A 26,401-nucleotide genomic window follows, 5' to 3' on the forward strand; every position below is an offset into this window, starting at 1 on the left:
CTGAATATGATAAGTAAGAAATTGTCAATTGTCCATTGTCAATTGTCCATTATATTGGCTTTTTTGCCTCTGTCTGTTGCATATGCGCAGCAAGATAGTACGTTGAACCGCACTGTGGTGGTAGAGAATGAGTATAATCCCAATATCATGGATGCCTCAAAGATTAATGTCCTGCCTAGGGTGGAGGAGCCGGCTGTAATGAAGAAAGGCATAGAATATGCTACAGCCTTGCGCCCTGTTTCGGCCTGGACGTATGAAAGTATGTCTCCTATAACCCGTGAATGGGCTATGAACCGCGCGAAACGTGGATATGTTCGTGCCGGATATGGAAATTATGGGAATGTGGATTTTAAGGCTGGGTATCTGTGGGATATCACCGGAAAGGACCGTCTGAAAGTCGGGGTATCTCTGGATGGCATGAACGGAAAGCTGAAGCATTGGAATGCTGAGGATTGGAAATCACGTTTTTATTCTACTGAGTTCCGTTTGGACTATTCTCATGATTTCAGCAAGGTAACTTTGAATTTAGGTGGCGGCCTGCAATCACAAGTGTTTAACTATATGCCTGATTCCGAAATGCATACGGCTTCTGCCAGAGCTACTGATAAACAGCATCATACTTTAGGCGATTTTCACATAGGTGTTTCTTCCAGAGATGAATCGCTTCCTTTGCAATTCACTTTGCAGACCGGATTGAAGTATTTTGGTATCAAATATCCGCTGGATTATTCAGGCAATGCATCTACAGGTAAGGAGAAGATTGTCCACACCGAAGGAGATGTATGGGGCAAGCTGGATAATGAGCAACGGGTAGGCATCCGTTTCGAGATGGATAACCTGTTTTATTCTTCGGACAGTTTAATGGGCAACTATACTTCACTGGGTTTGAATCCTTATTATATGTTGGAAAGTGATGACTGGCGGGTCCGTGTCGGTGCTCATGTGGATTGGCAGTCGGGAGAGGACAGTGGTATTGATGTGTCTCCTGACGTGAAAGCCGAATACTTGTTCTCGGAGAGTTATGTGCTTTATTTACATGCGCTGGGAGGGCGTGAACTGAATGATTATCGCCGGTTGAATGCTTTTTCACCTTATTGGTCTTTAAACGCCCGGATGCCTTCTACCTATGTGCCACTGAATGCTACATTGGGTTTTAAAGCATCTCCGGTAAATGGTTTGTGGTTTAATGTCTTTGGTGGATATCGGATCAGTAAAGATGAGTTGTTTTGCAATCTGGTGGATGCGGACGGGTATTATTTTACTCATTTCTTGCAGGATAAAGCGAAAACCGCGTATGGAGGTGCTGAATTGAAATACGGTTATAAGGACTGGTTTGACGCTTCATTGAAAGGTACATTTTATAGCTGGAAGACAGACAATGAAAATGAAGAGCTGTATTTAGTGACCAAGCCCAAGTTTGAATTGAATTTCTATGCTGAGGCTAAGGTTTTTGAAGGATTGAAGGTTAATTTGGGCTATGAATATGTACAGCGGAAAGAATATGTGATAGAAGAAGGGAATAGCAGCAAGGATTTTGGTTTGGGCAATATCAGCAATTTGAGTGTGGGAGCCAGTTATACTTTCCTGAAAGATCTGTCTGTTTTTGGGCGTGTGAATAATCTGTTGAATAAACAATATTATTATGAGTACGGCTATCCTGCTGAAAAACTGAATGTTCTAGCCGGGCTTTCTTTGGCTTTTTAGTTAAATAGGCACTCGGAAAGGACTTTTTTAAGAAAAAAAAGCAGAAACATACCTTATTATATAGGTGTGCTTCTGCTTTTTTTCTACTTTTGCCCCAAAATAAAATGGAATACATAGTATTATGCAAAAAAATCTAGTAATAGTTGAGTCACCCGCCAAGGCTAAAACCATTGAGAAATTCTTGGGCAATGATTATAAAGTCCTTTCCAGTTACGGGCATATCCGGGATTTGAAAAAGAAGGAGTTTAGTATCGATGTAGAGAATGGGTTTGAGCCGACTTACGAGATACCGGCAGATAAAAAGAAATTGGTAGCCGAATTGAAAGCGGAGGCAAAGAAAGCTGATATGGTATGGCTTGCATCCGATGAGGACCGTGAAGGAGAAGCTATTTCATGGCACTTGTTTGAAGTCTTGGGGCTGGACCCTGAGAAGACCAAGCGCATTGTATTCCACGAGATAACCAAAACAGCGATACTAAAGGCCATCGAAAATCCGCGTGACATTGATGTGAATCTGGTAAATGCCCAGCAGGCACGCCGTATTCTGGATAGAATTGTAGGTTTTGAACTCTCACCGGTATTGTGGAAGAAGGTAAAGCCTGCTCTTTCTGCCGGACGTGTGCAATCTGTTGCCGTTCGTTTGATTGTGGAACGTGAACGTGAGGTGCATGCTTTTGTCAGTGAGCCGTCTTATCGCGTTACAGCAGTGTTTGAAGTACCTGATGTCGATGGAAATGAAGTTGAAGTGAAAGCGGAATTGTCCAACCGTTTCAAGACCAAGGAAGAAGCACAGGCTTTCCTTGAAACTTGTAAGGATGCGCAGTTCTCTATTGAAGATATAACAACCCGCCCTGTGAAGAAATCGCCGGCGGCACCGTTTACTACTTCTACGTTGCAGCAGGAAGCTGCCCGTAAGTTGGGATTTACAGTAGCGCAGACCATGATGGTGGCACAGCGTCTGTATGAAAACGGACAAATTACCTATATGCGTACGGATTCGGTGAACCTTTCGGACCTGGCTTTGAATACCAGCAAGCAGACTATCTTGTCCCTGATGGGAGAAAGATACGTCAAAGTCCGTAAGTTTGCCACCAAGACTAAAGGAGCACAGGAAGCGCATGAGGCTATCCGTCCTACCTATATGGAGAATGAAACGGTGAACGGAACCGGTCAGGAACAGAAATTGTATGAACTGATCTGGAAACGTACCATCGCTTCACAGATGGCAGATGCGGAGCTGGAGAAAACAACGGCTACTATTGTAATCAGCAACAGTAGCGAGAAATTTATCGCTACCGGCGAGGTGATTACTTTTGACGGTTTCCTGCGTGTATACAAGGAATCATACGATGATGACAATGAGCAGGAAGACGAGGGCCGTCTGTTGCCGCCTCTGAGCAAAGGGGAAAAACTGATAAGAAAAGAAATCCTGGCGACTCAGCGCTTTACCCAATGTCCGCCCCGTTATACGGAAGCCAGCCTGGTACGCAAACTGGAAGAGTTGGGCATCGGTCGTCCATCTACATATGCACCTACCATTTCTACTGTGCAGCAACGCGGTTATGTAGAAAAAGGAAACAGTGAAGGTGTGAAACGCCCGTATGATATCTTGAAACTGAAAGGCGGCAAGATTACGGAAACTACCAAGACAGAGATGACGGGAAATGAAAAGGCCAAGTTGTTGCCTACTGATACCGGTATCGTGGTAAACGATTTCCTGATGGAATACTTTCCTGAAATCATGGATTTTAACTTTACAGCGAATGTGGAGAAAGAGTTCGATGAAGTGGCGGAAGGAGAAAAGGAATGGACTGGCATGATGGACAGTTTCTATAAAGGCTTCCATCCGTTGGTAGATAAGACCATTCACTCTAAGACTGAGCATAAGGTGGGTGAAAGGGTATTGGGAACAGATCCTGTAAGCGGTAAGCCGGTATCGGTTAAGATCGGTCGTTTCGGTCCGGTTATTCAGATTGGTACTGCCGATGATGAGGAAAAACCGCGTTTTGCGCAGTTGGCAAAGGGATTGTCGATGGAAACCATTACGTTGGAAGAAGCATTGGATGCGTTCAAGCTTCCCCGTACGTTGGGGGATTATGACGGCCATACGGTAACGGTAGGAGTAGGGCGTTTCGGACCATACGTGCGCTATGACAAACTGTTTGTTTCTATTCCTAAAGGAACGGATCCGATGGAGATTTCTTTGGATGAGGCGGTAGAGTTGATCAAGAATAAGATAGAAGCGCAGGAAAAGAAGTTTATTAAAGTATTCGATGCTGACCCTGATATGCAGGTCTTGAACGGACGTTACGGCCCATACATCAGTTATCAGAAAAAGAATTATAAGATTCCTGAGAATGTAGAACCGGCAGATTTAAGTCTGGAGGCTTGTTTTAAGGTGATTGAATTGCAGAAAAGCAAGGCGGAAACGCGTAAAACGAAAGCGGCTTCAAGAAACAGGGGAACCGTGAATATGGAAGAGGAGTCCGAAAAGCCCGAAGAATCCGCAAAAAGTAAGGCGGCTTCCAAGGTAAAGGGCACTGCAAAAGCAAAAAAATGACACGTATATTTTTAATAGGATATATGGGCGCGGGCAAAACGACTCTAGGTAAGGCGTTTGCCCGTGAAATGAGTCTGAATTTCATTGATTTGGACTGGTTTATCGAGGAACGTTTCCATAAAACCGTTCAACAGCTGTTCTTGGAACGCGGAGAAGACGGATTCCGGGAACTGGAACGGAAAATGTTGCACGAAGTGGCCGAGTTTGAAGATGTGGTTGTTTCGACCGGTGGAGGAACACCTTGTTTTTTTGATAACATGGAGTATATGAATGATTGCGGTGATACGGTGTTTCTGGATGTGGAACCTGCCGTATTGTTCCGCCGTCTGAGAGTGGCCAAGCAGCAACGTCCATTGTTAGCAAATAAAAGTGATGAGGAACTGATGGATTTTATCTGTGAGGCGTTACAGAAAAGACATCCGTTTTATTCAAAGGCGAAACATCTGTTTAAGGCTGATGAGCTGGAGGATAAAAGACAAATTCAAGCCTCTGTTGACAGCTTGAGAAAGAAATTGAATAAATAATTATATATAGTAAAATACACACTCTTTGTACAGAAGAAGAAATGAGAAAATGGCGTATTGAAGATTCGGAAGAACTCTACAACATAACAGGGTGGGGAACTTCGTACTTTGGTATCAATGACAAAGGTCATGTAGTGGTAACTCCTCGTAAGGACGGCGTTGAGGTCGATTTGAAAGAATTGGTCGATGAGTTGCAATTGCGGGATGTGGCAGCTCCTATGCTGGTCCGTTTTCCGGATATTCTGGATAATCGTATTGAAAAAATCGCGAACTGCTTTAAGCAGGCATCTGATGAGTATGGGTATAAGGCCCAGAATTTTATCATTTATCCTATCAAGGTAAATCAGATGCGTCCTGTAGTGGAAGAAATCATCAGTCATGGAAAGAAATTCAATTTGGGACTGGAAGCCGGTTCCAAACCTGAACTTCATGCGGTGATAGCTGTGAATACAGATTCGGATTCATTGATTATCTGCAACGGATATAAGGACGAAAGTTATATCGAGCTGGCTCTGCTGGCACAGAAGATGGGGAAACGTATTTTCTTGGTGGTGGAGAAAATGAATGAATTACGCCTGATAGCCAAAATGGCAAAGCAGCTGAATGTGCGTCCTAACATAGGTATCCGCATTAAGCTGGCTTCTTCGGGAAGTGGTAAATGGGAAGATAGCGGAGGAGATGCCAGTAAGTTTGGCTTGACATCCAGTGAATTGCTGGAAGCGCTTGATTTTCTGGAAAAGAAAGACATGAAGGACTGTCTGAAACTGATTCATTTTCATATAGGCAGCCAGGTGACTAAAATACGCCGTATCAAGACAGCTCTGCGTGAGGCATCGCAATTCTATGTGCAGTTGCATGTGATGGGATTTAATGTGGAATTTGTGGATATCGGCGGCGGTTTGGGTGTGGATTACGACGGAACTCGTTCTGCCAATAGTGAAAGCAGTGTGAACTACTCTATTCAGGAGTATGTGAATGACTCTATCTCTACGCTGGTGGATGCCAGTGACAAGAATGGAATTCCTCATCCGAATATTATTACCGAAAGCGGACGTTCACTGACCGCCCATCACTCCGTGCTGATTTTCGAGGTGCTGGAAACGGCGACTTTGCCCGAAATGGATGAGGATTTCGAAGTGGGTGAAAATGATCATGAACTGGTACATGAACTTTATGAGATTTGGGATAATCTGAATCAGAGCCGTATGGTGGAGGCTTGGCACGATGCACAGCAGATACGTGAGGAAGCACTTGATTTATTCAGCCACGGTATTGTGGATTTGAAGACCCGTGCCCAGATAGAGCGTCTGTACTGGTCGGTGACCCGTGAGATCAATCAGATTGCTTCGGGGCTGAAACATGCGCCCGATGAGTTCCGCAAACTGGACAAACTGCTGGCTGATAAATATTTTTGTAATTTCTCGTTGTTCCAGTCGTTGCCGGACTCGTGGGCGATAGATCAGATATTCCCTATCATGCCTATCCAGCGTCTGGATGAGAAGCCCGACAGAAATGCTACCTTGCAGGATATCACTTGTGATTCGGATGGAAAAATTGCCAATTTTATCTCTACCCGTTATGTATCGCATGACCTGCCGGTACATTCGTTGAAGGGAAAAGACGCTTATTATATAGGTGTATTTTTGGTTGGTGCTTATCAGGAGATTCTGGGTGATATGCACAATTTGTTTGGAGATACCAATGCGGTGCATGTTACGGTGGATGACAAAGGGTATTCTATTGATCAGGTAATTGATGGTGAAACGGTGGCCGAGGTTTTGGATTATGTACAATATAACCCGAAGAAATTGGTGCGTACACTGGAAACCTGGGTGACCAAATCAGTGAAGGAAGGAAGAATTTCTGTAGAGGAAGGAAAAGAATTCCTCTCTAATTATCGTTCCGGGTTGTACGGATATACTTATTTGGAATAATAGCATGAAAGAGAAACTGACTATCATAAAAGTAGGTGGAAAAATTGTAGAGGAAGAGTCTACACTTAATCAGTTGTTGGCTGATTTCTCTGCTATAGAAGGTTATAAGTTGTTGGTACACGGTGGCGGGCGCTCTGCTACCAGACTGGCGGCACAACTAGGGATTGAAAGCAAGATGGTGAATGGCCGCCGCATTACGGATGCAGAAACGCTGAAAGTGGTAACCATGGTATATGGCGGACTGGTGAACAAGAATATTGTAGCCGGCCTTCAGGCAAAAGGTGTGAATGCCATTGGACTGACCGGAGCCGATATGAATGTGATCCGTTCGGTAAAGCGTCCGGTAAAAGACGTGGACTATGGCTTTGTTGGTGATGTGGAGAAAGTAAATGCCGGTTTCCTGGCGGCATTGATCCGTCAGGGCATTGTGCCTGTTATGGCTCCATTGACCCATGACGGTAAAGGAAGCATGCTGAATACCAATGCTGATACCATTGCCGGAGAAACCGCCAAAGCATTGGCGTCCTTGTTTGATGTGACATTGGTTTATTGCTTTGAGAAAAAGGGCGTATTGCGTGACGAAAATGATGATGACAGTGTAATTCCTGTCATTACTCCTGAAGAGTTTAAAGAATTTGTAGCGCAAGGCATTATTCAAGGAGGGATGATTCCCAAGCTGGAAAATTCTTTTTCTGCTATTGATGCAGGAGTCAGTCAGGTGGTAATAACCTTAGCATCAGCCATTAATGAAGGAAGTGGAACCGTAATCAAAAAATAATTCAAAAAAAACAGGCGGGTGAGTGTAACTTTAGTGTAACTCACCCGTCATTATTACAGAGCAATGCGAGAGATCAGTTTCCGAAACGATATTCTGCCCCTGAAAGACAAGCTCTACAGGTTGGCGCTTCGTATTACGCTGAATAGTGCTGAAGCGGAGGATGTGGTGCAGGATACGATGATCAGGGTATGGAACAAGCGGGATGAATGGCCGCAGTTTGAATCCATCGAGGCATATTGCCTGACCATTGCTCGTAACTTGGCAATTGACCGCAGCCAGAAGATGGAAGCGCAGAATTTGCAACTGACCTCTGAAGTGCGGGAGATGCCTGATACATTGACGCCTTATGACCGGTTGGCGCAGAACGAACAAATACAGTTGGTTCACCGTCTGGTCAATGAGCTTCCCGAAAGACAGCGTACAACTATGCAGTTGAGGGATGTGGAAGGAAAGAGTTATAAAGAGATTGCAGATATTCTGCAGATTACGGAAGAACAGGTGAAAGTAACCCTTTTCCGTGCCCGGCAGAAGATAAAACAAAGATACACTGAAATAGAGGATTATGGATTATAAATATATTGAACAGCTTTTGGAACGTTATTGGAATTGCGAAACTTCATTGGAAGAAGAGCAAATACTACGTTCATTCTTTCGTCAGAAGGAAGTGCCTGCTCATTTACTCCGTTACAAGCAGTTGTTTGCTTATCAGGATGTGGAGAAGGAGAAAGGTTTGGGCGATGATTTTGATACCAGAATCCTGACCCGGATAGAAAGACCGGTGGTAAAAGCGCAACGTCTGACTATGCGTACGCGCTTTATGCCTCTGTTTAAAGCGGCTGCAATGATTGCCGTGTTGTTTCTTATGGGTACAGTGATGCAACACGCTATGGAAGGCGGTGATAGTGATACGGTATCGGTACACGATGAGTATCAGGATTCTACTACCGATCCCCAAGTGGCATACGAACCTGTATTGCCTACAGATACGGTGACAAAGATTACCGCTGATGATACCGGTACAGGGACAGGGAAAACAAATTAGAACATTTTCATTTGCTTTTATATAAATATGATAGTTAGTGCTTATTAAAACAACTTTTTAATTCGAGGCTGTGAAGTTTCAATTCTCTCAAATTTTAAATTAACTAACTAAATAATTTTAAAAAGGATTACCGCGTGAGCAGTAATCCTTTTTTGCTTGGTAGATAATTTAATGTAAAGAGAGAGTTATGAAATGAGTTATTTGCTCTTAACGCTTCCGATTCCGGATTTTTTTAGTCCGGTAACCCGAGGGTCACCGTAGTAGTTTACACTTCCTACTCCCTGGGCACTGATATTTATCGTCCCGGATGCATAACAAGAAACACTTCCCACACCGTTTTGTTCAACTACAACATCAGAAACAATCATGTCTTTTGCTTTCAGGCTGCCTACTCCTTCCAAATAATATGTCGCATGACCGGCCTGTCCCTTTAAATTGATACTGCCTACTCCTTCTTGGGATACTTTGATGCAACGTGCCATTAATGCATTTGCTTCAATACTCCCCACACCTTCGGCACTGATAGAAAGATCTGTTACTTTCACGCTGTCTTTCAGATAAATACTTCCTACACCTCTTTGCTTGATATTGCATAAAACCGGACTGGTAATTGAGATATTGATTTTTGAACTTTTGAAGTTTTTGAATTTGTCTTTATCCATACTGATACTCAGCGTACTGTCTTTGACCATGACAATGAGTTGGGGGATGTAATTATCCGGACCGTCGGCTTCTACTTTGGTCACATTCCCTTGAGTAAAGACAATGTTGGCAGGTGCTTTGTTCTCTATCTTATTGAAAGGAGTTACGCTATATTTTTTGGTCATTTTACTCTTGCTGGGTTTCGGGCCTGATGATATGTGGAAACAGCCTGTCATCATTGTGATTGTCAGAAAAAGACTGAAAAAATAAATAGTTTTTGTTCTCATGGTAATATATATATTTAATTGGTTTCTGTTAATTAGACGGTGAAGATTCCTGGAAAGTTGCAAATCTCTGCCTTTTTTTATTGGAAAGCTGTATCTTTGTATCCGTATGGCAACTAAAAGAGTACTTCCGGATAAAGATTTTGACCGTATTATAGTGCGTACACACAAGCTGGCGCGTAATGTTACTATGCGGGTAAAGCCCGATGGACTGCATGTTACTGTTCCTCCTTATAGTTTAAGCAGCAAAGTGCTGGAGGTGGTGGAGCAATACAGGCAACGTCTGTTGGAGGACTGGAGGAAAGTGAGCAAGAAACCGATTGATCTAAATTTTCGTATTCACACTCCCTGTTTCCGTTTATGGCTGGAGCAAGGTAACTTTACTTGCTTTTCCGTACGTTTTACCGAGGAGGGAGTCAAGATTATCTGTCCGCGGAATGTGGATTTTTCTTTACCTGAAGTACAAAGGCTGGTACGTAATGCCATCATCCGTGCCATGAAGAAAAATGCACAAGAGTATCTGCCACCTCTTTTATCTGCCTTGTCCGAACAGTATCATTTGCCATTTAAACGTGTGAAGATTACCGGCAGCAGGGGAAGATGGGGAAGTTGTTCGGGGACAGGCAGTATCAATCTTTCCTGTTATTTGATGTTGTTGCCTCCCCATTTGATGGACTATGTACTGTTACACGAATTGTCTCATACCAAGGAAATGAATCACGGTCCTCGTTTTTGGGAATTGCTGGATAGTATGACAGGAGGGAGAGCTCGTGCCTTGCGTGCGGAGTTACGCAGATTTAATACTGATTTTTAGAACCATTAAATAGAATTACAATGAAAAACAGATTTTTAAGCATGCTTATTGGGGCTGTCTTGTTCGTTCTTTCAGCAGCGGCCGAAAATTATCCTTATCGGAGTGATGTGCTTTGGGTAACTGTACCCGATCATGCCGACTGGTTGTACAAGACAGGCGAGAAAGCGAAGATCGAGGTTCAGTTCTATAAATATGGTATTCCGCAAGATGGTGTGGAGGTTTTATATGAGTTGGGAGGCGACATGATGCCTTCGGATACCAAGGGAACTGTAAAACTGAAGAATGGAAAAGCGGTTATTTCTATGGGGACAATGAAAGAGCCCGGTTTTCGTGATTGTCGTCTGACGGCTAAACTAGGAGGTAAAACTTATTCCCACCATATCAAAGTCGGCTTCTCTCCTGAGAAGCTTCAACCCTATACCCAGTTGCCTTCTGATTTTAATGAATTCTGGAATAAGACTAAGGCGGAAGCAGCCCGGTTCCCTCTGACTTATACCAAAGAGTACGTAGAGAAATATTCTACGGACAAAATAGACTGTTACTTGATCAGACTTCAGCTGAATAAGCAGAGCCAGTGTATTTATGGTTATCTGTTCTATCCTAAGGCGGAAGGAAAGTATCCGGTAGTACTGTGTCCTCCGGGAGCAGGTATCAAGACGATCAAAGGGCCTATGAGGCATAAATATTATGCGGAAGAAGGCTGTATCCGCTTTGAGATAGAAATCCACGGCTTGAATCCGGAGCTGGATGAGGACACTTTCGGCGAAATAAGCCGCGCTTTCAGTAGTCGGGAAAACGGTTATTTGGTAAACGGCTTGGATAGCCGTGAAAATTATTATATGAAACGGGTTTATCTGGCTTGTGTCCGCAGCATTGATTTGCTGACTTCATTACCTGAATGGGATGGTAAAAATGTTATTGTGCAAGGGGGGAGCCAAGGGGGAGCTTTGGCTTTGATTACGGCAGGACTTGACAAGCGTGTTACGGCATGTGTGGCAAACCATCCCGCTTTAAGTGATATGGCAGGTTACAAAGCCGGTCGTGCCGGGGGATATCCTCATCTTTTTAAGAATACGGTAGATATGGATACACCTGCCAAGATGAAGACCCTTGCATATTATGATGTGGTGAATTTTGCCAAACAGATTACTGTTCCTGTTTATATGACATGGGGATTCAATGACAATACTTGTCCTCCTACTACCAGTTACATTGTCTATAATGTACTGAACTGTCCGAAAGAGGCGTTGATTACTCCAGTCAACGAGCACTGGACTTCTGAAGACACAGAATACGGGCATTTGCTTTGGATAAAGAAACACTTGAAATAAATCGATGGAAATAGATGTTTTTAAGATTATAATTGCTATATTTGTTTAGCATAGTGTAGCAACTATCTGTATTTTGATGTTGAACCCTTAAATCGCAAACAGATATGACCGACCTCACCATTCTAATCGCTGTTATTGCATTGGCATTGTGGCCGCTTGCATTTTTAGTTCTTCGCATCCGTCATGAGCGTAAAAAACGTAGAGACCGTTTGGACCGTATGACAAAGGAAGACTTGGAGGATATCGGTACGGAAGAGCTGGTTATAGCTGTGCTCAAAAAGATAGGCTGTCAGCCGGAAACCAATGAGGAAGGACATATTGTCTTTAAATATCAAGGTGATGATTTTTATATTGCGGTGGAAGATGAGGCCCGGTTCATCATGATATGGAATCCGTGGTGGGCGTCTATCAGTATGGATAATCCGGCTTTACCTTACTTAAAAGAGATTGTCAATCTGGTCAATGTGGATTCGTTGGTGACCACTGTCTTTACGGCGGATGAGGATGAGAAAAACGTGGGGCTTCATTCCAAATGTCATACGGTCTTTACTCTCAAAGAAGGCCAATTGGACGAATATCTGAAAGCTATGCTCGATCATTTCTTTGTTACTCACGATGCTATCAAGCAAAATTTGCAGCAACTGGGTAGTGCCGCTTCGGAAAGTGTTAATAAGGAACGGACAAAGGTGAAAGGATTTGCTGCTTATAAAGAGAACAGTACGCCACTGTCTTCTGTCGAAGAAGAGAAAAAATAAGGAATGTTTTCATTCGTTCCGGCTTTTATGAAAGTTGCTTTGATGTATGGTTCAAAGCAACTTTATTTGTGTTTATACTTATGCTAAATCCTTTTTCTCTTAAGGATTTTTTTTCTTATCTTTAAGTCCTTGCTTCTTGAAATCCTGAAGTTCAACAAGAAGGAAGATAAGATGGAGGGCATGTTTGACAAATGCCTGTTCGTTCTGCGTAATCTATCTTCCCTTCTTGAGCGTCTGTGTGCGTTGCAGAGCCGTGTATTCGATCGTTTTTTCGAGGCTGCCGAGATTGCGAAATTCACCTCTAGGGAGTTTGGTGAACATTGGGAAAATTTGAAGAGCTTCCGTGATTGGTATAGCGTAATGTCTACCCAATTGAAGAAAGGACGTGAGGAGGACCTTAAAGAGGGACTCGAAACAGGTCTTTAGGAAGGATTTGAAACAGGTCGTAAGGAAGAATGCTAAAAATGAAACAGGTCGGTATTGCATTTGATGTAAATTGCCCAAGTTACCGGTTTATCGGCTCAGGAAATAATGTTTCTTTAAGTTCTTTTCTGGAGAAATTGACTTCGTAAAGTGATTAAGTTGGCTTGATGCTTGAAACTTGTTGACCGATTTCCGTTCAAAGAGTTTGTTCAAATTATTTCGGTGAATCTTTTTTAAGGAGAGAATCTCTTTTTTGTGATAGTAATCAATTGATTAACAATTGATTGTTTCCTTCTTTTATATATGCTTATTTGTATATCTCTTACCAAGAGATATACATTTTCTGTGCAAAAATAAGCAAAGTTTTGAGAACTAATACATTTTTGGCAAAAAAAATAGGAATTTATATAAAAAATAAGCTTCCAAGTCCATTTTTATACTCCTTTATCCTATTTGAAATAGGATATAATATGTTGATATATTGTTCATTAGTTACTTTCTATAGATCTCTTGGTAAGAGATCTATAGAAAATGTCGTTTTTAAGTTCCTTTATTATATGATAAAGTATGTCTTTGAAGCGATGAGAATGAATGAAATTAACATAGAGCAGATGGAATATCTATTTCTAAGACGTAAACGAAGTAGCGCCGTTTCCGAGCGGCAGAAGAACTTGCTTTTCAAGGCCGCCCAGCGGCATTGGGAGGAGGAGTTTGTCGGCAAGGAAGCGAATATTCGTAAAGTGGACTGCCGTATATATAAAGCTATATTGTACCAGCTTGAGATACGTCAGATATTCCTTGACACTTCGCTTTCGCTGAAAAAACTGAGCGATTTGCTTGAAACAAACCAGACCTACCTGAGTAATGTAGTAAACAAATACTTTGGCTGTAACTTGAAGGAGCTTGTGAACGGCTATCGTGTGGAATATGCCAAGGAGCTTCTTAGTTTCGGTCGTTGTGCATTGAATGACTTGCCTCGTAGTTGCGGTTTCGCTTCTAAAAGCGCTTTCTATTCAGCTTTCAGTAAGGTTGCGGGTGTGTCACCTTTGTCTTATCAGTCACGGGAAAGGAGGAAACGGGAACTACAGGTAATAAACGAACTAAGATATTAATAATGAGATTAATATGTATAATCAATTTTAGTTTTTTAAATTTATAAATTTAAAGTTTTTCTATTATGAACAAAAAGTTTTTAAGTGCAATCCTGTTCGGAGCCTTGATGGTTTCGTCAACGGGAACATTTGTGTCTTGTAAAGACTATGATGATGACATTGACCAGATTAATCAGAAATTGGACGGTGTTGAAGCAACTGTCGCAGACCTTCAGAAGAAGATTGGTGATGGTGCTTTTGTAAAATCAATAACTCCTACTGCCGATGGTTTTACTGTGACAATGAGTGACGGTTCTTCTACTACTATTACTGGTATCAAAGGTGATAAGGGTGAAGCCGGTAAAGATGGTGCTGAATGGACAATCATTGATGGCTATTGGGCTTGCAACGGTGAAAAAACCACAGTAAAGGCTGAAGCTGTTGACGGTAAAGACGGTCAGAAAGAAGTTGAAAAGAGGGAAGATGGTTGGTATCTGTGGAATGGTACTGCATTTGAAAAAGTAACGGTTGATACTCCTGCTGTTGTAGGTGTACCTTACTATCAAGAAGATGCAACAGATCCTAATTATATTGTTATGCACATTTTCGATGCAAATGGAAAGGATGAACAGACTGTCCGTTTGCCGATGACTGAAGGTTTGGCTCAGATTGCTATGCTAAGTAATAAAGATTTGACTATCTACTATTCTATCGCTACTGCTGATAAAGCTCTTCAGGCATGGGAAGGTCCTAAAGGTGCTCCTGCTAAAGGTGATTATATGATCACTTATTCTGATGACTCTTTGATGGTCCAGGTTGCTCCTAACAACTATGATCTTTCTAAAACTGCATTGAAATTGGTTAATTCTAAGAATGAGGAAGCTCCTGTAACTTTAGGTGCTGCGGTTGCATACGAAGGTTTGTACACTAGAGCTGCTGTTTCAGCAAATGGCTTGTACCAAATTCCTTTCTCTATTGAAACAATTACTGATGAAATCGTAAAAGCATACAGTGAAGTAGATGGAAAACGTCCTGCTTTGGCACTGGTAGCAAGTGATAAAGTACGTTCTACTTATGAAACCTCATTGATTATAGAGAAACCTGAATCTATAGATTCTTGGTCTTTCTATATTAACAAGAAGAATAATACCCCCAATAACCGTATTGAACCAGGTAAGACTGGTACATTGAAAGTTAATGGAGAAAATGCGGATAAACTGTATGATGCTTTCTTGACTATGGATACTAAAACATATGCTAATGCCAAGGCAGACTCTATTAAATATGGTATTAAAACTGATGGTTTGACTATCTCTTGTAGTGCAAATGCTAAGTATTCTCTTCCGTTTGTTGTACATACACTGGATGTGACTGGTAAGATTATGAAAACTGAAGGCGTTTATGTTCAATTTAGTGAAGAAGCTGCTGAATCAACTATTACATTGGCAGAACAAGCTCATATTGCAACAGCTAAGGTTGAAGATCAGAAGTTGGTAGTAGATCTTGCTGCTTATTTCGATAAGATGTCTGAAGCTGACCGTATTCTTTGGAATGCTGATGCTAGAATGCTTCTTAATAATGCCAATGTTTCGTTTGTTTATACAGATGAATCTACCGGTAAGGAAGAAACTGTCGATGTTGTATCTGGTTTGATTGCTGGGTTTACAAAACTGAAGAAAGATGGTAAGACGGAAGCTACTAATAATGCAGACATCGCAAAATTAGGAATCAACTTTGTTAATAACTATGGTGAAATTATGTTGGGCAATGGTGTGTATACTGCTAAGATTACCGTAGAGATCAATGGTGAAAATGGAACAAAAGAAACTCAGACTATTGTTATTCCGTTCACTATCGCTAACCCGACTACTGCTGAAATCACTAGTCAGTATACATTCGATCCAGCATTCTATGCAAATGGTGTTTTGACTGTAATTGATGGAACATCAATCGATTTGAGCACTATGATTTCTGTTAAGGACGGTGCTGCTATTGACTATACAGGCTTGAAGGCTGCTAAGGAATTGACTGTTAGCGGAACAGTCTTGACAATGGGTGCTGACGCTAAGGCTAATACAGCTTATGATGTGAAAGGCTTGAAAGTTACTTACTTGGGTGGTCGTTCATATGATATGCCAGCATTCAAGGTTAAGTTTGTGGATTCTAAGACTTATATTGCTGATATGGCAAAGGCAAGTTTCTCACTTGTTTCAGGTAATGCCGAAGATGCTAACAGCGATAAAGTATTCTATGCAGAAAAAGCTGATTCTAAAGCAGGAATTGTCAACTTCTATAAGGTAACTAATGCAGGAGGTAAATTTGTTGCTGATGATAAAGTGGTTGTTGTAGGATTTGATGCATTGGTAGATGGTACTGACAAGACATTTGCTTCTGACTTGATTAAGGTTGAAGTTTCTGAGAAGAATGATATTGTAGTTACAGCTCAGAAGAGAATCACAGTAGATACAAATGTCGTTGTTCCTGTTAAGTTGACTGTAACTAATGCAGATGGCACAAATGCAACTGTATACGCTTCATTCACAGTAACAGTAAAAGCATACCCGGTTCAGTAATCATTCACCTTGATGATTGATATTTGAAAAAGGTGACACTATCTCTTTCAAGCGGGGAAAGCATACGTATCCGGCAACGGGCGTTTCTTTCCCCGCTTTTTTTAAAGGAAATGACTCTGAAGAATAGTTTGTTTCTTTCCCGCTTAGAGTCTGTTCATTGAATTTGTAATCAATAAATTGTATATACCATGAATAAAATAGAAGAGATAAAGAAAAAAATCAGGGATTTGAAGTTAAAGCAGAAGATGACAACTGGGCGTTTGGAATGGAACGATATACAGAGAGAAATAGACATTTTGAATAATGAGTTAAAGCAACTAGAAACAGACAAACCACAATATGGAAAATAGATTATACTTGTACAACTTAGGTATAAAGACATTTGGCGGCTTTGCAACACTGGGTGGGGTTATACAGGCTTTGCAACTATTTACGCAGCCTGATCTTGATATTAAATCAATTTTGCTTTCGTTTCCTGCGTGGGTAGTATATGTATTTGTATGCCTGACTATTATTTTTGCTATGTTGAGGGAACGGTACAAATCGATGAGTCAAAGGGTGGAAGTATTGAATGTTAAATTGAACGAGCAAGATGCAATGATTCGTTCATTGCAGGAAATGATGAAAATTGTGCCATTCAAAGGACGCTTTTTCTTGACCACAGAGTATTTATACAATGAATTGGGGGAATATATACAGAATAACATTGATATTGATTCAATAGAGATAAAGAATACAATAGAAAAAAGAGGTATGGGAAACAAGAGAGATTCCTTTGTCCGATTAAATATAAGAGGTGTTGTTTCGCATAAAATCAGTACATTCCAACTGCTGGTGGCAGGTGATACCATTGTTAACTTTGAAGATATAAACATACAAGCGTTCGAGCGTGTTGGTGGGAAGCAGAAAAAATTATGTGCAAGAATTGCTGATAACGGACAGGATTCTTTGTTGAAGCAGGTTGTTGTTTCTTATGGCAAAGTAAAAAGTCCCGGTAGTATTGTTGATTTGATGATTGAATGGTGCTGGCCTAATATGTTGAATGTTACAGATTGCGACTATACTACATTGCCTAATTTTTTGGCTGGTACGGTGAAACATCTGAAAATGTCTTTGGAATGTAAAGAAGATATAGGTTTTAAATCGGCAAGTATATATAAATATAAAGTCGGTATGGATAAGGCCCAGTTGATTTTGGACGTTGATATGTCCGAAATCACAGATACGATATCTTATGAAGAAGATAATCCGTTAATGAATTCTACTTATATATTGTATTACGAAGTTGCCAGATGATTGGAAATCTGAAAAAATATATAGATAAGGCATCTTTTATGGAACATATAGATGCCAAGCTGCGGCAGAATGAACCTATGATTATAGATTCATTCGTCAGTAATAAATGTAATCTGAAATGTAGGCATTGTTATTTTGGAGATGCCCGGCCCATATCAGAGTCGGTTTCTTTGGCAAGATGGAGAAGTTTTCTTGATGAAGCTATTGGAATGGGTATGAAACATTTTCATTTTTCGGGTAAAGAATCTTTTTTGGATAATAGAATCTTTGATATCCTGAATCTTTTAGCGGAATATAAAGAAGATAGGAGAATATTTTATGGAGTTGTTTCAAATGGAATGAGTATGGATATTCAGGGGTATGACGAAGTTCTTGCAACCAACATCTCATACCTTGAAATTAGTCTTGAGGGCTCTGGAAAATACAATGATTTGATAAGGGGTGAGAATGGATACAATACGGTTTATGAGTTGATTGAAAATGTGGAGCATCGAGATAAAATAAACATTACTTCTACTATTTTTGATGATAATGGAGCTGATTTATTATCCATGTTGCTTGCATATTGGAAATTAGGAGTTGATAAATTTAATTTTGCTCCTATCATGTATTATTCACCATTTGAAATGAAACCATTGAAAAGTTTGTCGTGTGAATCCTTGCTTGGTTTTGTTTCACTCTGTCTTGATTTTATGAATAATGATAACAGTCCGGATGCTATTGATATAAGGATTTGTATGACGAAAGCAATGGCGTATGAACTGTTTCTGAAAGAAAATATATTAACCGGAAAAATAGAGGAATATGTATACAGAGGCAATAAAATGAAATATCAGAGGGGAAATAAGGTGTTGGAGTTTAGTTATCCTTTACTCAGCATTCCATTCCTTAATGAATTGGTCGTTACTCATGATGGTTACATTATATCCTGTGCAGATGATATTCATTATAAGTATCTTGATAAGATCGCTTTACCGAACGTGAATATAGTAAAAAACAGTTTTGCAGAAATATTGCAAGCGAGAAACGAATTTATTTTGTGTTATTTAGACAAAGAATTATCTTAATATACTAAATGTTTATAATTATGAAGACACAAGAAATTGTAGATGTTCGGGTGGGTGAAAGCACTCAGCCGGATTACGGTTATGAATTGAGTGATAGGTGTATAATAACGAAAAGTTCAAATGCTGTCGCTAGCGGAGCAGGAAGCAAAGGCTTGTTTTCGTATAAAAGTACTAAGCTGAAAAGTGCTGAATGTAAAATCAATCAGAGTTTACGGGATGTTGATAATGGAGCAGGAAGCAAAGGTTTGTTTAGTGTGAATGTTGATTAGTAAGCATGGCTTTGTAGGGAAGTTTGTTTGTTCTTTTTAACTTCTGAACGTGAAGCTAAAATGTTTGACCTCTTTTGCATGTGGCAACAATAAATTGACATAAAGCAAGTAATCATTCCTTTTCTTATAAAAGTGTGCTAAAAACACTTATATCTGAAAACATAACAATTATTTTTGTACGTTTTTTAATTAATGGATTGTTTTTATTCAGGTATGAAGAAGAGTTTGACGGCTTTGGCGTTCGGCACATTGGGATTGGGCATTGCCGAGTTTGTAATGATGGGCATTTTGCCCGATGTAGCGAAGGATTTGCATATAAGTATTCCGCAAGCAGGACATTTTATTTCGGCTTATGCACTAGGTGTGTGCGTAGGAGCACCGGGGATGGTTTTGGTGGCTCGTACCCGTCCGCTGAAACATATTCTGTTAGGTTTGATGGTTATTTATATTTGTGGTAATTTGTGTGCTGCCGCTTCAGTGAATTATTGGATGATGTTGATGATGCGTTTTATTTCCGGATTGCCTCATGGCGCCTTCTTTGGGGTTGGTTCCATTGTGGCGGAAAGAGTGGCTGATAAAGGAAAAAGTTCGCAGGCAGTGGCATTGATGGTGTCGGGTATGACGATTGCCAATCTTTTTGGTGTCCCCTTAGGCACATTTATGAGTAATATAATGTCCTGGCGTATTCCTTTTCTCTTTAATGGAGTATGGGGACTGATTACTTTGTTCTATATTTGGAAATGGGTTCCTTCACTGCCTGCTTTGCCAGATACAGGTTTGAAAGGGCAGTTCCGTTTTTTGAAGAATCTGGCTCCATGGTTGTTGATAATTACGACCATGTTCGGAAACGGAGGCATCTTTTGTTGGTATAGCTATGTCACTCCTTTGATGACGCACGTGGCAGGTTTCAGTGAAAACAGTATGACTTTCATTATGGTGTTGGCAGGTCTTAGCATGACTGTAGGAAACTTGATGGGTGGAAAGTTTTCTGATCAGTATGGGGCTGCCCGTGTGGTAAAATATACACAGGTTATTATGGCTTCCGGTTTGCTTGCCATTTTCTTTGCGGCTTCTGTTTCTTGGTTGGCAGTAATATTGATGTGTATATGTACGGCAGGATTGTTTGCTGTTTCGGCTCCACAACAATTATTGTTACTCCGGAATTCACGCGGAGGAGAAATGATGGGAGCGGCCTGTGTGCAAGTCGCTTTTAATTTGGGCAATGCCATTGGTGCTTATGCCGGTGGGCTACCCATAGATGCCGGATTGGGTTATCGGTATCCGGCTTTGGTGGGTGTCTTTATCGTATTGATCGGCTTTGTCGCTGTTTCCCTTTATTCCAAAAGGGAATCGGCTTCTCTTTCCAAGATATAAATTACATCTCCACTCTTTTTAACCTCTACCCGGCTACCTTCCGGATTCAGGTTGAAAGGTGTGGTCTTGTCTGTTTTGTTATCTACGACCATCAGTACATTATCTTCGGCAAAGCGTTTTATCTCCACTTTCAGGTTGGCGTCGGGCATGGTTTGGTCCAGTAGCAGACTGTCATTTAGATATACCGCTATACTGTCTCCGGCAAAACTGTTAGTCAGTTCTATGTTGTAGACTCCTTCATAAGTCTGTACTTTGTCAGCCTTGCGTTGGAAACGGAAGGACATATACAAAAAAATGATAATAACGGCAAAGACTCCAAAAGCCAGCATACCGTTACCTATCATGAACTGCTTGTTCGTATTTAAACTGTTTTTATCCATAGTGTTATAAGTTTCTGCAAAACTACAATTTTTTAATAGAATATTTTGTAGCACTGGTAGATAATTTGTATCTTTGCACCGAAATGGATGAATGGTGGGGCTTGATTAAGCCCTTTTTTTGTTCTTAATAGTGAATAAATGATAGATAAAAATGTAGTAACCCGGATTGTTGACGAGTGGCTGGAAGGTAAAGATTACTTTTTGGTAGATGTCACGGTGAGCCCGGATGACAAAATTGTGGTAGAAATTGACCATGCCGAGGGAGTATGGATTGACGATTGTGTAGAACTTAGCCGCTATATTGAGTCTAAACTGGACCGTGAAGAAGAGGATTATGAACTGGAAGTGGGTTCGGCCGGTATAGGACAACCTTTCAAGGTATTGCAACAGTACTTGATACACATTGGTAAGGAGGTGGAAATCCTGACTAAAGAGGGAAAGAAGCTGGAAGGTGTATTGAAGGATGCAAATGAAGAGAACTTTACCGTAACCATTGAAAAGAAAGTGAAACCGGAAGGAGCCAAACGCCCCAAACTGGTAGAGGAGGATATTACTTTTGCATATGATGAGATAAAATACACTAAATACTTAATTAGTTTTAAATAATTATGGCCAAAAAAGAAGAAACAATCAGCTTGATTGATACATTTTCGGAATTTAAGGAATTAAAGAATATTGATAGAACAACTATGGTGAGTGTACTCGAAGAGTCTTTCCGTAGTGTGATCGCGAAAATGTTTGGCACTGATGAAAATTACGACGTTATTGTGAACCCTGACAAGGGAGATTTTGAAATATGGCGTAACCGTGAAGTTGTAGCAGATGAGGATTTGACGAATCCCAATATGCAGATCTCATTGACCGAGGCACAGAAAATTGATGCGTCTTATGAGGTGGGTGAGGAAGTGACCGATGAAGTAATCTTTGCCAAGTTTGGCCGCCGTGCCATTCTGAACTTGCGTCAGACACTGGCATCGAAGATTTTAGAACTGGAGAAAGATAGCTTGTATAATAAATATATTGATAGGGTGGGTACTGTAATCAGTGCGGAAGTCTATCAGATATGGAAGAAAGAAATGTTGTTGCTGGATGATGAAGGCAACGAACTGCTTTTGCCCAAGACTGAACAGATTCCGAGTGACTTCTACCGTAAAGGCGAAACTGCCCGTGCCGTAGTGGCCCGTGTAGATAATAAAAATAATAATCCGAAGATTATTCTGAGCCGTACTTCACCTGTGTTCTTGCAACGCCTGTTTGAAATGGAAGTACCCGAAATCAATGATGGGTTGATCACTATCAAGAAGATTGCGCGCATTCCCGGAGAACGTGCTAAGATAGCAGTTGAGTCGTATGACGACCGTATAGACCCGGTAGGTGCCTGCGTAGGTGTAAAAGGATCACGTATCCACGGTATTGTGCGTGAGTTGCGTAATGAAAATATCGACGTGATCAACTATACTTCTAACATTCAGTTGTTCATTCAGCGTGCGTTGAGTCCGGCTAAGATTTCTTCTATTGTGTTGCACGAAGAGGAGAAAAAAGCAGAAGTATATCTGAAACCGGAAGAAGTGTCTTTGGCAATCGGTAAGGGGGGAATGAATATCAAACTCGCCAGTATGCTTACCGAATATACGATTGATGTGTACCGCGAATTGGATGAGAGCGCGATGGATGAGGATATCTACCTTGATGAATTCAAGGATGAAATTGATGAGTGGGTTATCACAGCCATCAAGAATATTGGATTGGATACAGCCAAGGCTGTATTGAATGCTCCGCGCGAGATGTTGATAGAAAAAGCGGACCTGGAAGAAAACACGGTTGATGACGTGTTGAGAGTTTTAAGAGCTGAATTTGAAGAGTAACTCTTCAGTCCCGGCTCGTAGTTAATAATTAAAAAACGAGTATGACGATTAGACTGAACAAAGTAACAAGAGATTTAAATGTAGGAATAACGACGGTAGTTGAATTCTTGCAGAAGAAGGGCTATACCATTGAGGCTAGTCCTAATGCGAAAATTACCGAAGAACAATATGCTGTACTTGTGAAAGAGTTCAGCACAGATAAAAATTTAAAAATAGAGTCTGAAAAATTTAGTCAGGAAAGACAGAACAAGGACCGCAACAAAGCTTCTATCTCTATCGAAGGTTTTGAATCTAAGAAAGAGAAAGAAGAGGTGGTGAAAACTGTTATTCCTGAAGAGGCACGCCCCAAACTGAAGCAAGTGGGTAAAATAGATCTGGACAATTTGAACAAGAAAACTGCGCCAAAGGTTGTAGAACCAGCTGCGAAAGTTATTGAACAAACTCCGAAAGCAGAACCCGTGGTGGAAAAGGTGGTTGAGAGGAAGGAAACTCCCCAACCCGAGAAGGAAACGCCGAAGCCTGTGGTGGTAGAGGAAAAGAAACCGGAACCTGCTCCTCAACCTGCTCCTGCTCCAGTTCTGGAAGAGAAGAAAGAGCCTAAAATTGAAAAGACGGAAGAAAAGACACCCCAGGTGAAAGAGATGGAAAAAGAAACACCCGAAGCAGCACCCGTTCAGGAAAAAGAAGAAGACGATGTATTTAAAATTCGTCCTACTGAATTTAAATCGAAAATTAATGTAGTAGGTCAGATTGATCTGGCTGCATTGAATCAGTCTACCCGTCCGAAAAAGAAATCGAAGGAAGAAAAACGGAAAGAGAGAGAAGAGAAAGATAAGCAGCGTCAGGAACAGCGTAAACTGATGAAGGATGCTATTATCAAAGAAATCCGTAAGGGAGACGATAAGATTTCTAAAAACTCGGTTAACGATGATGCCGCAAAGAAGAAAAAACGCAATAGAATAAATAAGGAACGTGTGGATATAAATGCTGCCGGTACAACAAATGCTGGAGGAGCATCTAATAATAACCAACGTAACGATAACGCTAACAGACCGAATAGGAACAATAACTCCAAACCTAATGGCAATAACAATCAGGGTGGAGGCAAATTTAATAAAGACCGTTTCAAGAAACCTGTTGTAAAAGCGGAAGTTAGTGATGAAGATGTGGCAAAGCAGGTTAAGGAAACATTGGCACGTCTGACTAACAAGACTAAGAACAAGGCTGCCAAGTATCGTAAGGAGAAACGTGAAAATGTTCAGAACCGCCTGATGGAACAGGAGGAGATGGAACAGGAAGATAGCAAAATATTGAAACTGACCGAGTTCGTTACTGCGAACGAATTGGCAAGTATGATGGATATTCCTGTTACTCAGGTTATCGCTACTTGTATGAGTATCGGTATCATGGTCTCTATCAATCAGCGTCTGGATGCCGAGACAATCAACCTGGTAGCGGAAGAATTCGGATACAAGACAGAATATGTAAGTGCTGAGGTAGCACAGGCTATTACAGAAGAGGAAGATAACGAAGAAGATTTGCAGCCGCGTGCTCCGATTGTGACAGTAATGGGACATGTTGACCATGGTAAGACTTCATTACTGGACTATATTCGTAAAGCAAATGTAATTGCCGGTGAGGCAGGTGGTATCACCCAGCATATCGGTGCTTACAATGTGAAATTGGAAGACGGACGTCATATTACATTCTTGGATACTCCTGGTCACGAGGCATTTACCGCCATGCGTGCCCGTGGTGCGAAAGTGACGGATATTGCTATTATTATTGTAGCTGCCGATGATAATGTGATGCCGCAGACCAAAGAGGCGATTAATCATGCTATGGCTGCCGGTGTGCCTATCGTATTTGCTATTAATAAGGTGGATAAGCCGCACGCCAATCCGGATAAGATTAAGGAAGAACTGGCTGCCATGAACTTCCTGGTGGAAGAGTGGGGTGGTAAGTATCAGTCGCAAGATATTTCGGCAAAGAAAGGTACAGGTGTACACGATTTGTTGGAAAAAGTATTGCTGGAAGCTGAAATGTTGGATTTGAAGGCTAATCCCGACCGCAAGGCAACCGGTTCTATCATTGAATCGTCGTTGGATAAGGGACGCGGTTATGTGGCTACTATGTTGGTGGCAAACGGTACGCTGAAAATGGGCGATATAGTCTTGGCTGGTACTAGTTATGGTAAGGTGAAAGCCATGTTTAATGAACGTAACCAGCGCATCAAGGAGGCCGGTCCTTCCGAACCGGTATTGATTCTGGGACTGAACGGTGCTCCTGCGGCAGGTGATACTTTCCATGTGATTGATACGGAACAAGAGGCTCGTGACATTGCCAACAAGCGTGAACAGTTGCAGCGTGAGCAGGGCTTGCGTACTCAGAAACTGCTGACATTGGATGAAGTGGGCCGTCGTTTGGCTTTGGGTGATTTCCATGAGCTGAATGTGATTGTTAAAGGTGACGTGGACGGTTCTGTCGAAGCGTTGAGCGACTCATTGATAAAACTGTCTACAGAACAGGTACAGGTTAATGTGATCCACAAAGGTGTCGGTCAGATTTCCGAGTCGGATGTGACTTTGGCTGCTGCATCAGATGCTATTATTGTAGGTTTCCAGGTTCGTCCTTCAAGTTCTGCCGGCAAACTGGCTGAGCAGGAGGGTGTGGATATCCGCAAATATTCTGTTATCTATGATGCGATTGAAGAAGTGAAGGCTGCTATGGAAGGTATGCTGGCACCTACTTTGAAGGAACAGATTACTGCAACCATCGAAGTGCGTGAAGTCTTCAATATTACCAAGGTCGGTTTGGTTGCCGGTGCTATGGTGAAGACAGGTAAGGTGAAACGTTCTGATAAGGCACGCTTGATTCGTGATGGTATTGTAGTCTTTACCGGTGCTATCAATGCTTTGAAGCGTTTCAAGGATGATGTGAAAGAAGTAGGTACTAACTTTGAATGTGGTATCAGTCTGACAAACTGTAACGATATCAAGGTCGGTGATATTATTGAAGCTTACGAAGAAGTAGAGGTTAAACAGACTTTGTAATACACTGAAGTCTGAGAATATAGATGGTAATGTCATCCTGAGCATAGCGAAGGATCTGGCACCTCGCCCAGCGCGTGGGCTGGCAGATTCTTCGCTTTGTTCAGAATGGCATTACTGCTTTTTGTAATAACGATAAAGATGGCGACAATAGATATTATTATATTGGCTATGATTGGTGTGGGTGTCATTATGGGATTAATAAAAGGATTTGTGAAGCAGATGGCGTCTATTGTAGGGTTGATAGCCGGATTGCTGATGGCTCGTGCCTTGTTTGGCATTGTTGCCGAAAGGTTGGCGCCGGTTCTAGGTACTTCGACGACTGTAGCACAGGTCTTGGCTTTTATATTGATCTGGATAGCTGTACCTTTAGGTTTTGCGTTCGTCGCCTCTTTGTTGACAAAAGCATTGGATGCTGTGCACCTGGGATGGCTGAACCGTTGGTTAGGCAGCGGATTGGGAGCATTGAAGTATATGATACTGATAGGGTTAGCTATTCATGTGATAGAATATATAGATCCGAACAATGAGATGATCAGTGCAACAAAAAAGAAGGAATCAGTGTTATATTATTCTATGAGGGACTTGTCCGGTATCTTTTTTCCGGTATTTAAGAATGTAACAGAACAATTAATAGAAATATAA

General features: G+C 41.4%; 24 protein-coding genes. 22 read left to right on the plus strand and 2 right to left on the minus strand.

The annotated features are described in order from the left end of the window. The first annotated feature begins 6 nt into the window (after positions 1–6). From BVU_RS06755 to BVU_RS06785, 7 genes are all read left to right on the plus strand, one after another. A complete protein-coding gene (locus BVU_RS06755; protein WP_005838810.1) occupies positions 7–1,704 on the plus strand; it encodes a TonB-dependent receptor in 1,698 nt (565 codons plus the stop codon). Positions 1,705–1,825: 121 nt separating this feature from the next. Continuing rightward, positions 1,826–4,264, plus strand: coding sequence for a type I DNA topoisomerase (topA, locus tag BVU_RS06760; RefSeq protein ID WP_005838811.1), 2,439 nt, complete (start codon positions 1,826–1,828; stop codon positions 4,262–4,264). After that, on the plus strand, positions 4,261–4,788 hold the full coding sequence (locus tag BVU_RS06765; RefSeq protein WP_005838813.1) for a shikimate kinase: 528 nt from the start codon (positions 4,261–4,263) through the stop codon (positions 4,786–4,788). Before topA ends, BVU_RS06765 begins: the two co-directional genes overlap by 4 nt. A 41-nt stretch (positions 4,789–4,829) precedes the next feature. Further along, a complete protein-coding gene (gene speA, locus BVU_RS06770; protein WP_005838815.1) occupies positions 4,830–6,722 on the plus strand; it encodes a biosynthetic arginine decarboxylase in 1,893 nt (630 codons plus the stop codon). 4 nt (positions 6,723–6,726) lie between these two features. Continuing rightward, complete coding sequence (gene argB, locus BVU_RS06775) at positions 6,727–7,500, plus strand: acetylglutamate kinase (protein ID WP_011965143.1); 774 nt, start codon at positions 6,727–6,729, stop codon at positions 7,498–7,500. A 63-nt stretch (positions 7,501–7,563) separates the two neighbouring features. Then, positions 7,564–8,073: an RNA polymerase sigma factor gene (locus BVU_RS06780; RefSeq protein ID WP_005838819.1), complete on the plus strand. Its 510-nt coding sequence runs from the start codon at positions 7,564–7,566 to the stop codon at positions 8,071–8,073. After that, positions 8,063–8,542: a hypothetical protein gene (locus BVU_RS06785; protein WP_005849684.1), complete on the plus strand. Its 480-nt coding sequence runs from the start codon at positions 8,063–8,065 to the stop codon at positions 8,540–8,542. Before BVU_RS06780 ends, BVU_RS06785 begins: the two co-directional genes overlap by 11 nt. Before the next feature lie 197 nt (positions 8,543–8,739). Here BVU_RS06785 and BVU_RS06790 read toward each other — a convergent pair whose 3' ends face one another. Continuing rightward, positions 8,740–9,471: a head GIN domain-containing protein gene (locus tag BVU_RS06790; protein WP_011965144.1), complete on the minus strand. Its 732-nt coding sequence runs from the start codon at positions 9,469–9,471 to the stop codon at positions 8,740–8,742. A gap of 106 nt (positions 9,472–9,577) precedes the next feature. On the opposite strand from BVU_RS06790, the gene BVU_RS06795 reads away from it, so the two are divergent. The 11 genes from BVU_RS06795 to araJ all read left to right on the plus strand — a co-directional run bounded on the left by BVU_RS06795 (position 9,578) and on the right by araJ (position 20,461). Next, on the plus strand, positions 9,578–10,282 hold the full coding sequence (locus BVU_RS06795; protein ID WP_011965145.1) for a M48 family metallopeptidase: 705 nt from the start codon (positions 9,578–9,580) through the stop codon (positions 10,280–10,282). Positions 10,283–10,302: 20 nt separating this feature from the next. Beyond that, on the plus strand, positions 10,303–11,613 hold the full coding sequence (locus BVU_RS06800) for an acetylxylan esterase (protein WP_011965146.1): 1,311 nt from the start codon (positions 10,303–10,305) through the stop codon (positions 11,611–11,613). A 104-nt stretch (positions 11,614–11,717) separates the two neighbouring features. After that, positions 11,718–12,368 (plus strand): YbjN domain-containing protein, encoded by a 651-nt coding sequence (locus BVU_RS06805; protein ID WP_011965147.1) that lies wholly within the window; start codon positions 11,718–11,720, stop codon positions 12,366–12,368. Positions 12,369–12,539: 171 nt separating this feature from the next. Further along, complete coding sequence (locus BVU_RS06810) at positions 12,540–12,794, plus strand: hypothetical protein (protein WP_011965148.1); 255 nt, start codon at positions 12,540–12,542, stop codon at positions 12,792–12,794. Between the two features lie 608 nt (positions 12,795–13,402). Beyond that, on the plus strand, positions 13,403–13,903 hold the full coding sequence (locus BVU_RS06815) for a helix-turn-helix domain-containing protein (RefSeq protein WP_032934128.1): 501 nt from the start codon (positions 13,403–13,405) through the stop codon (positions 13,901–13,903). A 65-nt stretch (positions 13,904–13,968) separates the two neighbouring features. Beyond that, entirely contained in the window at positions 13,969–16,455 is a 2,487-nt protein-coding gene (locus BVU_RS06820; protein ID WP_011965149.1) for a hypothetical protein, read from the plus strand. Between the two features lie 188 nt (positions 16,456–16,643). Continuing rightward, positions 16,644–16,805: a hypothetical protein gene (locus BVU_RS22505; RefSeq protein ID WP_005849674.1), complete on the plus strand. Its 162-nt coding sequence runs from the start codon at positions 16,644–16,646 to the stop codon at positions 16,803–16,805. After that, the gene (locus BVU_RS06825; RefSeq protein ID WP_011965150.1) at positions 16,795–17,751 is read left to right on the plus strand and encodes a hypothetical protein; all 957 of its coding nucleotides are present in this window, start codon (positions 16,795–16,797) and stop codon (positions 17,749–17,751) included. The genes BVU_RS22505 and BVU_RS06825 overlap by 11 nt, the downstream gene beginning before the upstream one ends. Beyond that, positions 17,748–18,818, plus strand: coding sequence for a radical SAM protein (locus BVU_RS06830; protein ID WP_005838842.1), 1,071 nt, complete (start codon positions 17,748–17,750; stop codon positions 18,816–18,818). The genes BVU_RS06825 and BVU_RS06830 overlap by 4 nt, the downstream gene beginning before the upstream one ends. A gap of 20 nt (positions 18,819–18,838) precedes the next feature. Further along, positions 18,839–19,087 carry a hypothetical protein gene (locus tag BVU_RS06835; RefSeq protein ID WP_005838844.1) on the plus strand — a complete coding sequence of 83 codons (249 nt, stop codon included), beginning with the start codon at positions 18,839–18,841 and terminating at the stop codon, positions 19,085–19,087. Between the two features lie 213 nt (positions 19,088–19,300). After that, on the plus strand, positions 19,301–20,461 hold the full coding sequence (araJ, locus tag BVU_RS06840; protein WP_011965152.1) for an MFS transporter AraJ: 1,161 nt from the start codon (positions 19,301–19,303) through the stop codon (positions 20,459–20,461). Here the strand turns inward: araJ and BVU_RS06845 are convergent. Then, complete coding sequence (locus tag BVU_RS06845; protein WP_005838848.1) at positions 20,422–20,841, minus strand: hypothetical protein; 420 nt, start codon at positions 20,839–20,841, stop codon at positions 20,422–20,424. The two genes, araJ and BVU_RS06845, sit on opposite strands and share 40 nt — an antisense overlap. A 138-nt stretch (positions 20,842–20,979) precedes the next feature. Here BVU_RS06845 and rimP point away from each other — a divergent pair, with 138 nt between their 5' ends. The 4 genes from rimP (at position 20,980) to BVU_RS06865 (ending at position 26,401) form a co-directional block, all read left to right on the plus strand. Then, positions 20,980–21,447 carry a ribosome assembly cofactor RimP gene (rimP, locus tag BVU_RS06850; protein WP_005838850.1) on the plus strand — a complete coding sequence of 156 codons (468 nt, stop codon included), beginning with the start codon at positions 20,980–20,982 and terminating at the stop codon, positions 21,445–21,447. Positions 21,448–21,449: 2 nt separating this feature from the next. Then, positions 21,450–22,706 (plus strand): transcription termination factor NusA, encoded by a 1,257-nt coding sequence (gene nusA / locus BVU_RS06855; protein WP_005838852.1) that lies wholly within the window; start codon positions 21,450–21,452, stop codon positions 22,704–22,706. A 41-nt stretch (positions 22,707–22,747) separates the two neighbouring features. Further along, complete coding sequence (gene infB, locus BVU_RS06860; RefSeq protein WP_011965153.1) at positions 22,748–25,759, plus strand: translation initiation factor IF-2; 3,012 nt, start codon at positions 22,748–22,750, stop codon at positions 25,757–25,759. Positions 25,760–25,897: 138 nt separating this feature from the next. Beyond that, positions 25,898–26,401 (plus strand): CvpA family protein, encoded by a 504-nt coding sequence (locus tag BVU_RS06865; protein WP_005849667.1) that lies wholly within the window; start codon positions 25,898–25,900, stop codon positions 26,399–26,401.

Origin of the sequence: Phocaeicola vulgatus ATCC 8482 (genome assembly GCF_000012825.1) — a bacterium.
GTDB lineage: Bacteria > Bacteroidota > Bacteroidia > Bacteroidales > Bacteroidaceae > Phocaeicola > Phocaeicola vulgatus.

What these genes read in the sequence shown, in the direction of transcription:
- BVU_RS06755 (WP_005838810.1), top strand. Translation starts at nt 7, where the DNA reads ATGATAAGTAAGAAATTGTCAATTGTCCATTGTCAATTGTCCATTATA.
- topA (WP_005838811.1), top strand. Translation starts at nt 1,826, where the DNA reads ATGCAAAAAAATCTAGTAATAGTTGAGTCACCCGCCAAGGCTAAAACC.
- BVU_RS06765 (WP_005838813.1), top strand. Translation starts at nt 4,261, where the DNA reads ATGACACGTATATTTTTAATAGGATATATGGGCGCGGGCAAAACGACT.
- speA (WP_005838815.1), top strand. Translation starts at nt 4,830, where the DNA reads ATGAGAAAATGGCGTATTGAAGATTCGGAAGAACTCTACAACATAACA.
- argB (WP_011965143.1), top strand. Translation starts at nt 6,727, where the DNA reads ATGAAAGAGAAACTGACTATCATAAAAGTAGGTGGAAAAATTGTAGAG.
- BVU_RS06780 (WP_005838819.1), top strand. Translation starts at nt 7,564, where the DNA reads ATGCGAGAGATCAGTTTCCGAAACGATATTCTGCCCCTGAAAGACAAG.
- BVU_RS06785 (WP_005849684.1), top strand. Translation starts at nt 8,063, where the DNA reads ATGGATTATAAATATATTGAACAGCTTTTGGAACGTTATTGGAATTGC.
- BVU_RS06790 (WP_011965144.1), bottom strand. Translation starts at nt 9,471, where the DNA reads ATGAGAACAAAAACTATTTATTTTTTCAGTCTTTTTCTGACAATCACA.
- BVU_RS06795 (WP_011965145.1), top strand. Translation starts at nt 9,578, where the DNA reads ATGGCAACTAAAAGAGTACTTCCGGATAAAGATTTTGACCGTATTATA.
- BVU_RS06800 (WP_011965146.1), top strand. Translation starts at nt 10,303, where the DNA reads ATGAAAAACAGATTTTTAAGCATGCTTATTGGGGCTGTCTTGTTCGTT.
- BVU_RS06805 (WP_011965147.1), top strand. Translation starts at nt 11,718, where the DNA reads ATGACCGACCTCACCATTCTAATCGCTGTTATTGCATTGGCATTGTGG.
- BVU_RS06810 (WP_011965148.1), top strand. Translation starts at nt 12,540, where the DNA reads ATGGAGGGCATGTTTGACAAATGCCTGTTCGTTCTGCGTAATCTATCT.
- BVU_RS06815 (WP_032934128.1), top strand. Translation starts at nt 13,403, where the DNA reads ATGGAATATCTATTTCTAAGACGTAAACGAAGTAGCGCCGTTTCCGAG.
- BVU_RS06820 (WP_011965149.1), top strand. Translation starts at nt 13,969, where the DNA reads ATGAACAAAAAGTTTTTAAGTGCAATCCTGTTCGGAGCCTTGATGGTT.
- BVU_RS22505 (WP_005849674.1), top strand. Translation starts at nt 16,644, where the DNA reads ATGAATAAAATAGAAGAGATAAAGAAAAAAATCAGGGATTTGAAGTTA.
- BVU_RS06825 (WP_011965150.1), top strand. Translation starts at nt 16,795, where the DNA reads ATGGAAAATAGATTATACTTGTACAACTTAGGTATAAAGACATTTGGC.
- BVU_RS06830 (WP_005838842.1), top strand. Translation starts at nt 17,748, where the DNA reads ATGATTGGAAATCTGAAAAAATATATAGATAAGGCATCTTTTATGGAA.
- BVU_RS06835 (WP_005838844.1), top strand. Translation starts at nt 18,839, where the DNA reads ATGAAGACACAAGAAATTGTAGATGTTCGGGTGGGTGAAAGCACTCAG.
- araJ (WP_011965152.1), top strand. Translation starts at nt 19,301, where the DNA reads ATGAAGAAGAGTTTGACGGCTTTGGCGTTCGGCACATTGGGATTGGGC.
- BVU_RS06845 (WP_005838848.1), bottom strand. Translation starts at nt 20,841, where the DNA reads ATGGATAAAAACAGTTTAAATACGAACAAGCAGTTCATGATAGGTAAC.
- rimP (WP_005838850.1), top strand. Translation starts at nt 20,980, where the DNA reads ATGATAGATAAAAATGTAGTAACCCGGATTGTTGACGAGTGGCTGGAA.
- nusA (WP_005838852.1), top strand. Translation starts at nt 21,450, where the DNA reads ATGGCCAAAAAAGAAGAAACAATCAGCTTGATTGATACATTTTCGGAA.
- infB (WP_011965153.1), top strand. Translation starts at nt 22,748, where the DNA reads ATGACGATTAGACTGAACAAAGTAACAAGAGATTTAAATGTAGGAATA.
- BVU_RS06865 (WP_005849667.1), top strand. Translation starts at nt 25,898, where the DNA reads ATGGCGACAATAGATATTATTATATTGGCTATGATTGGTGTGGGTGTC.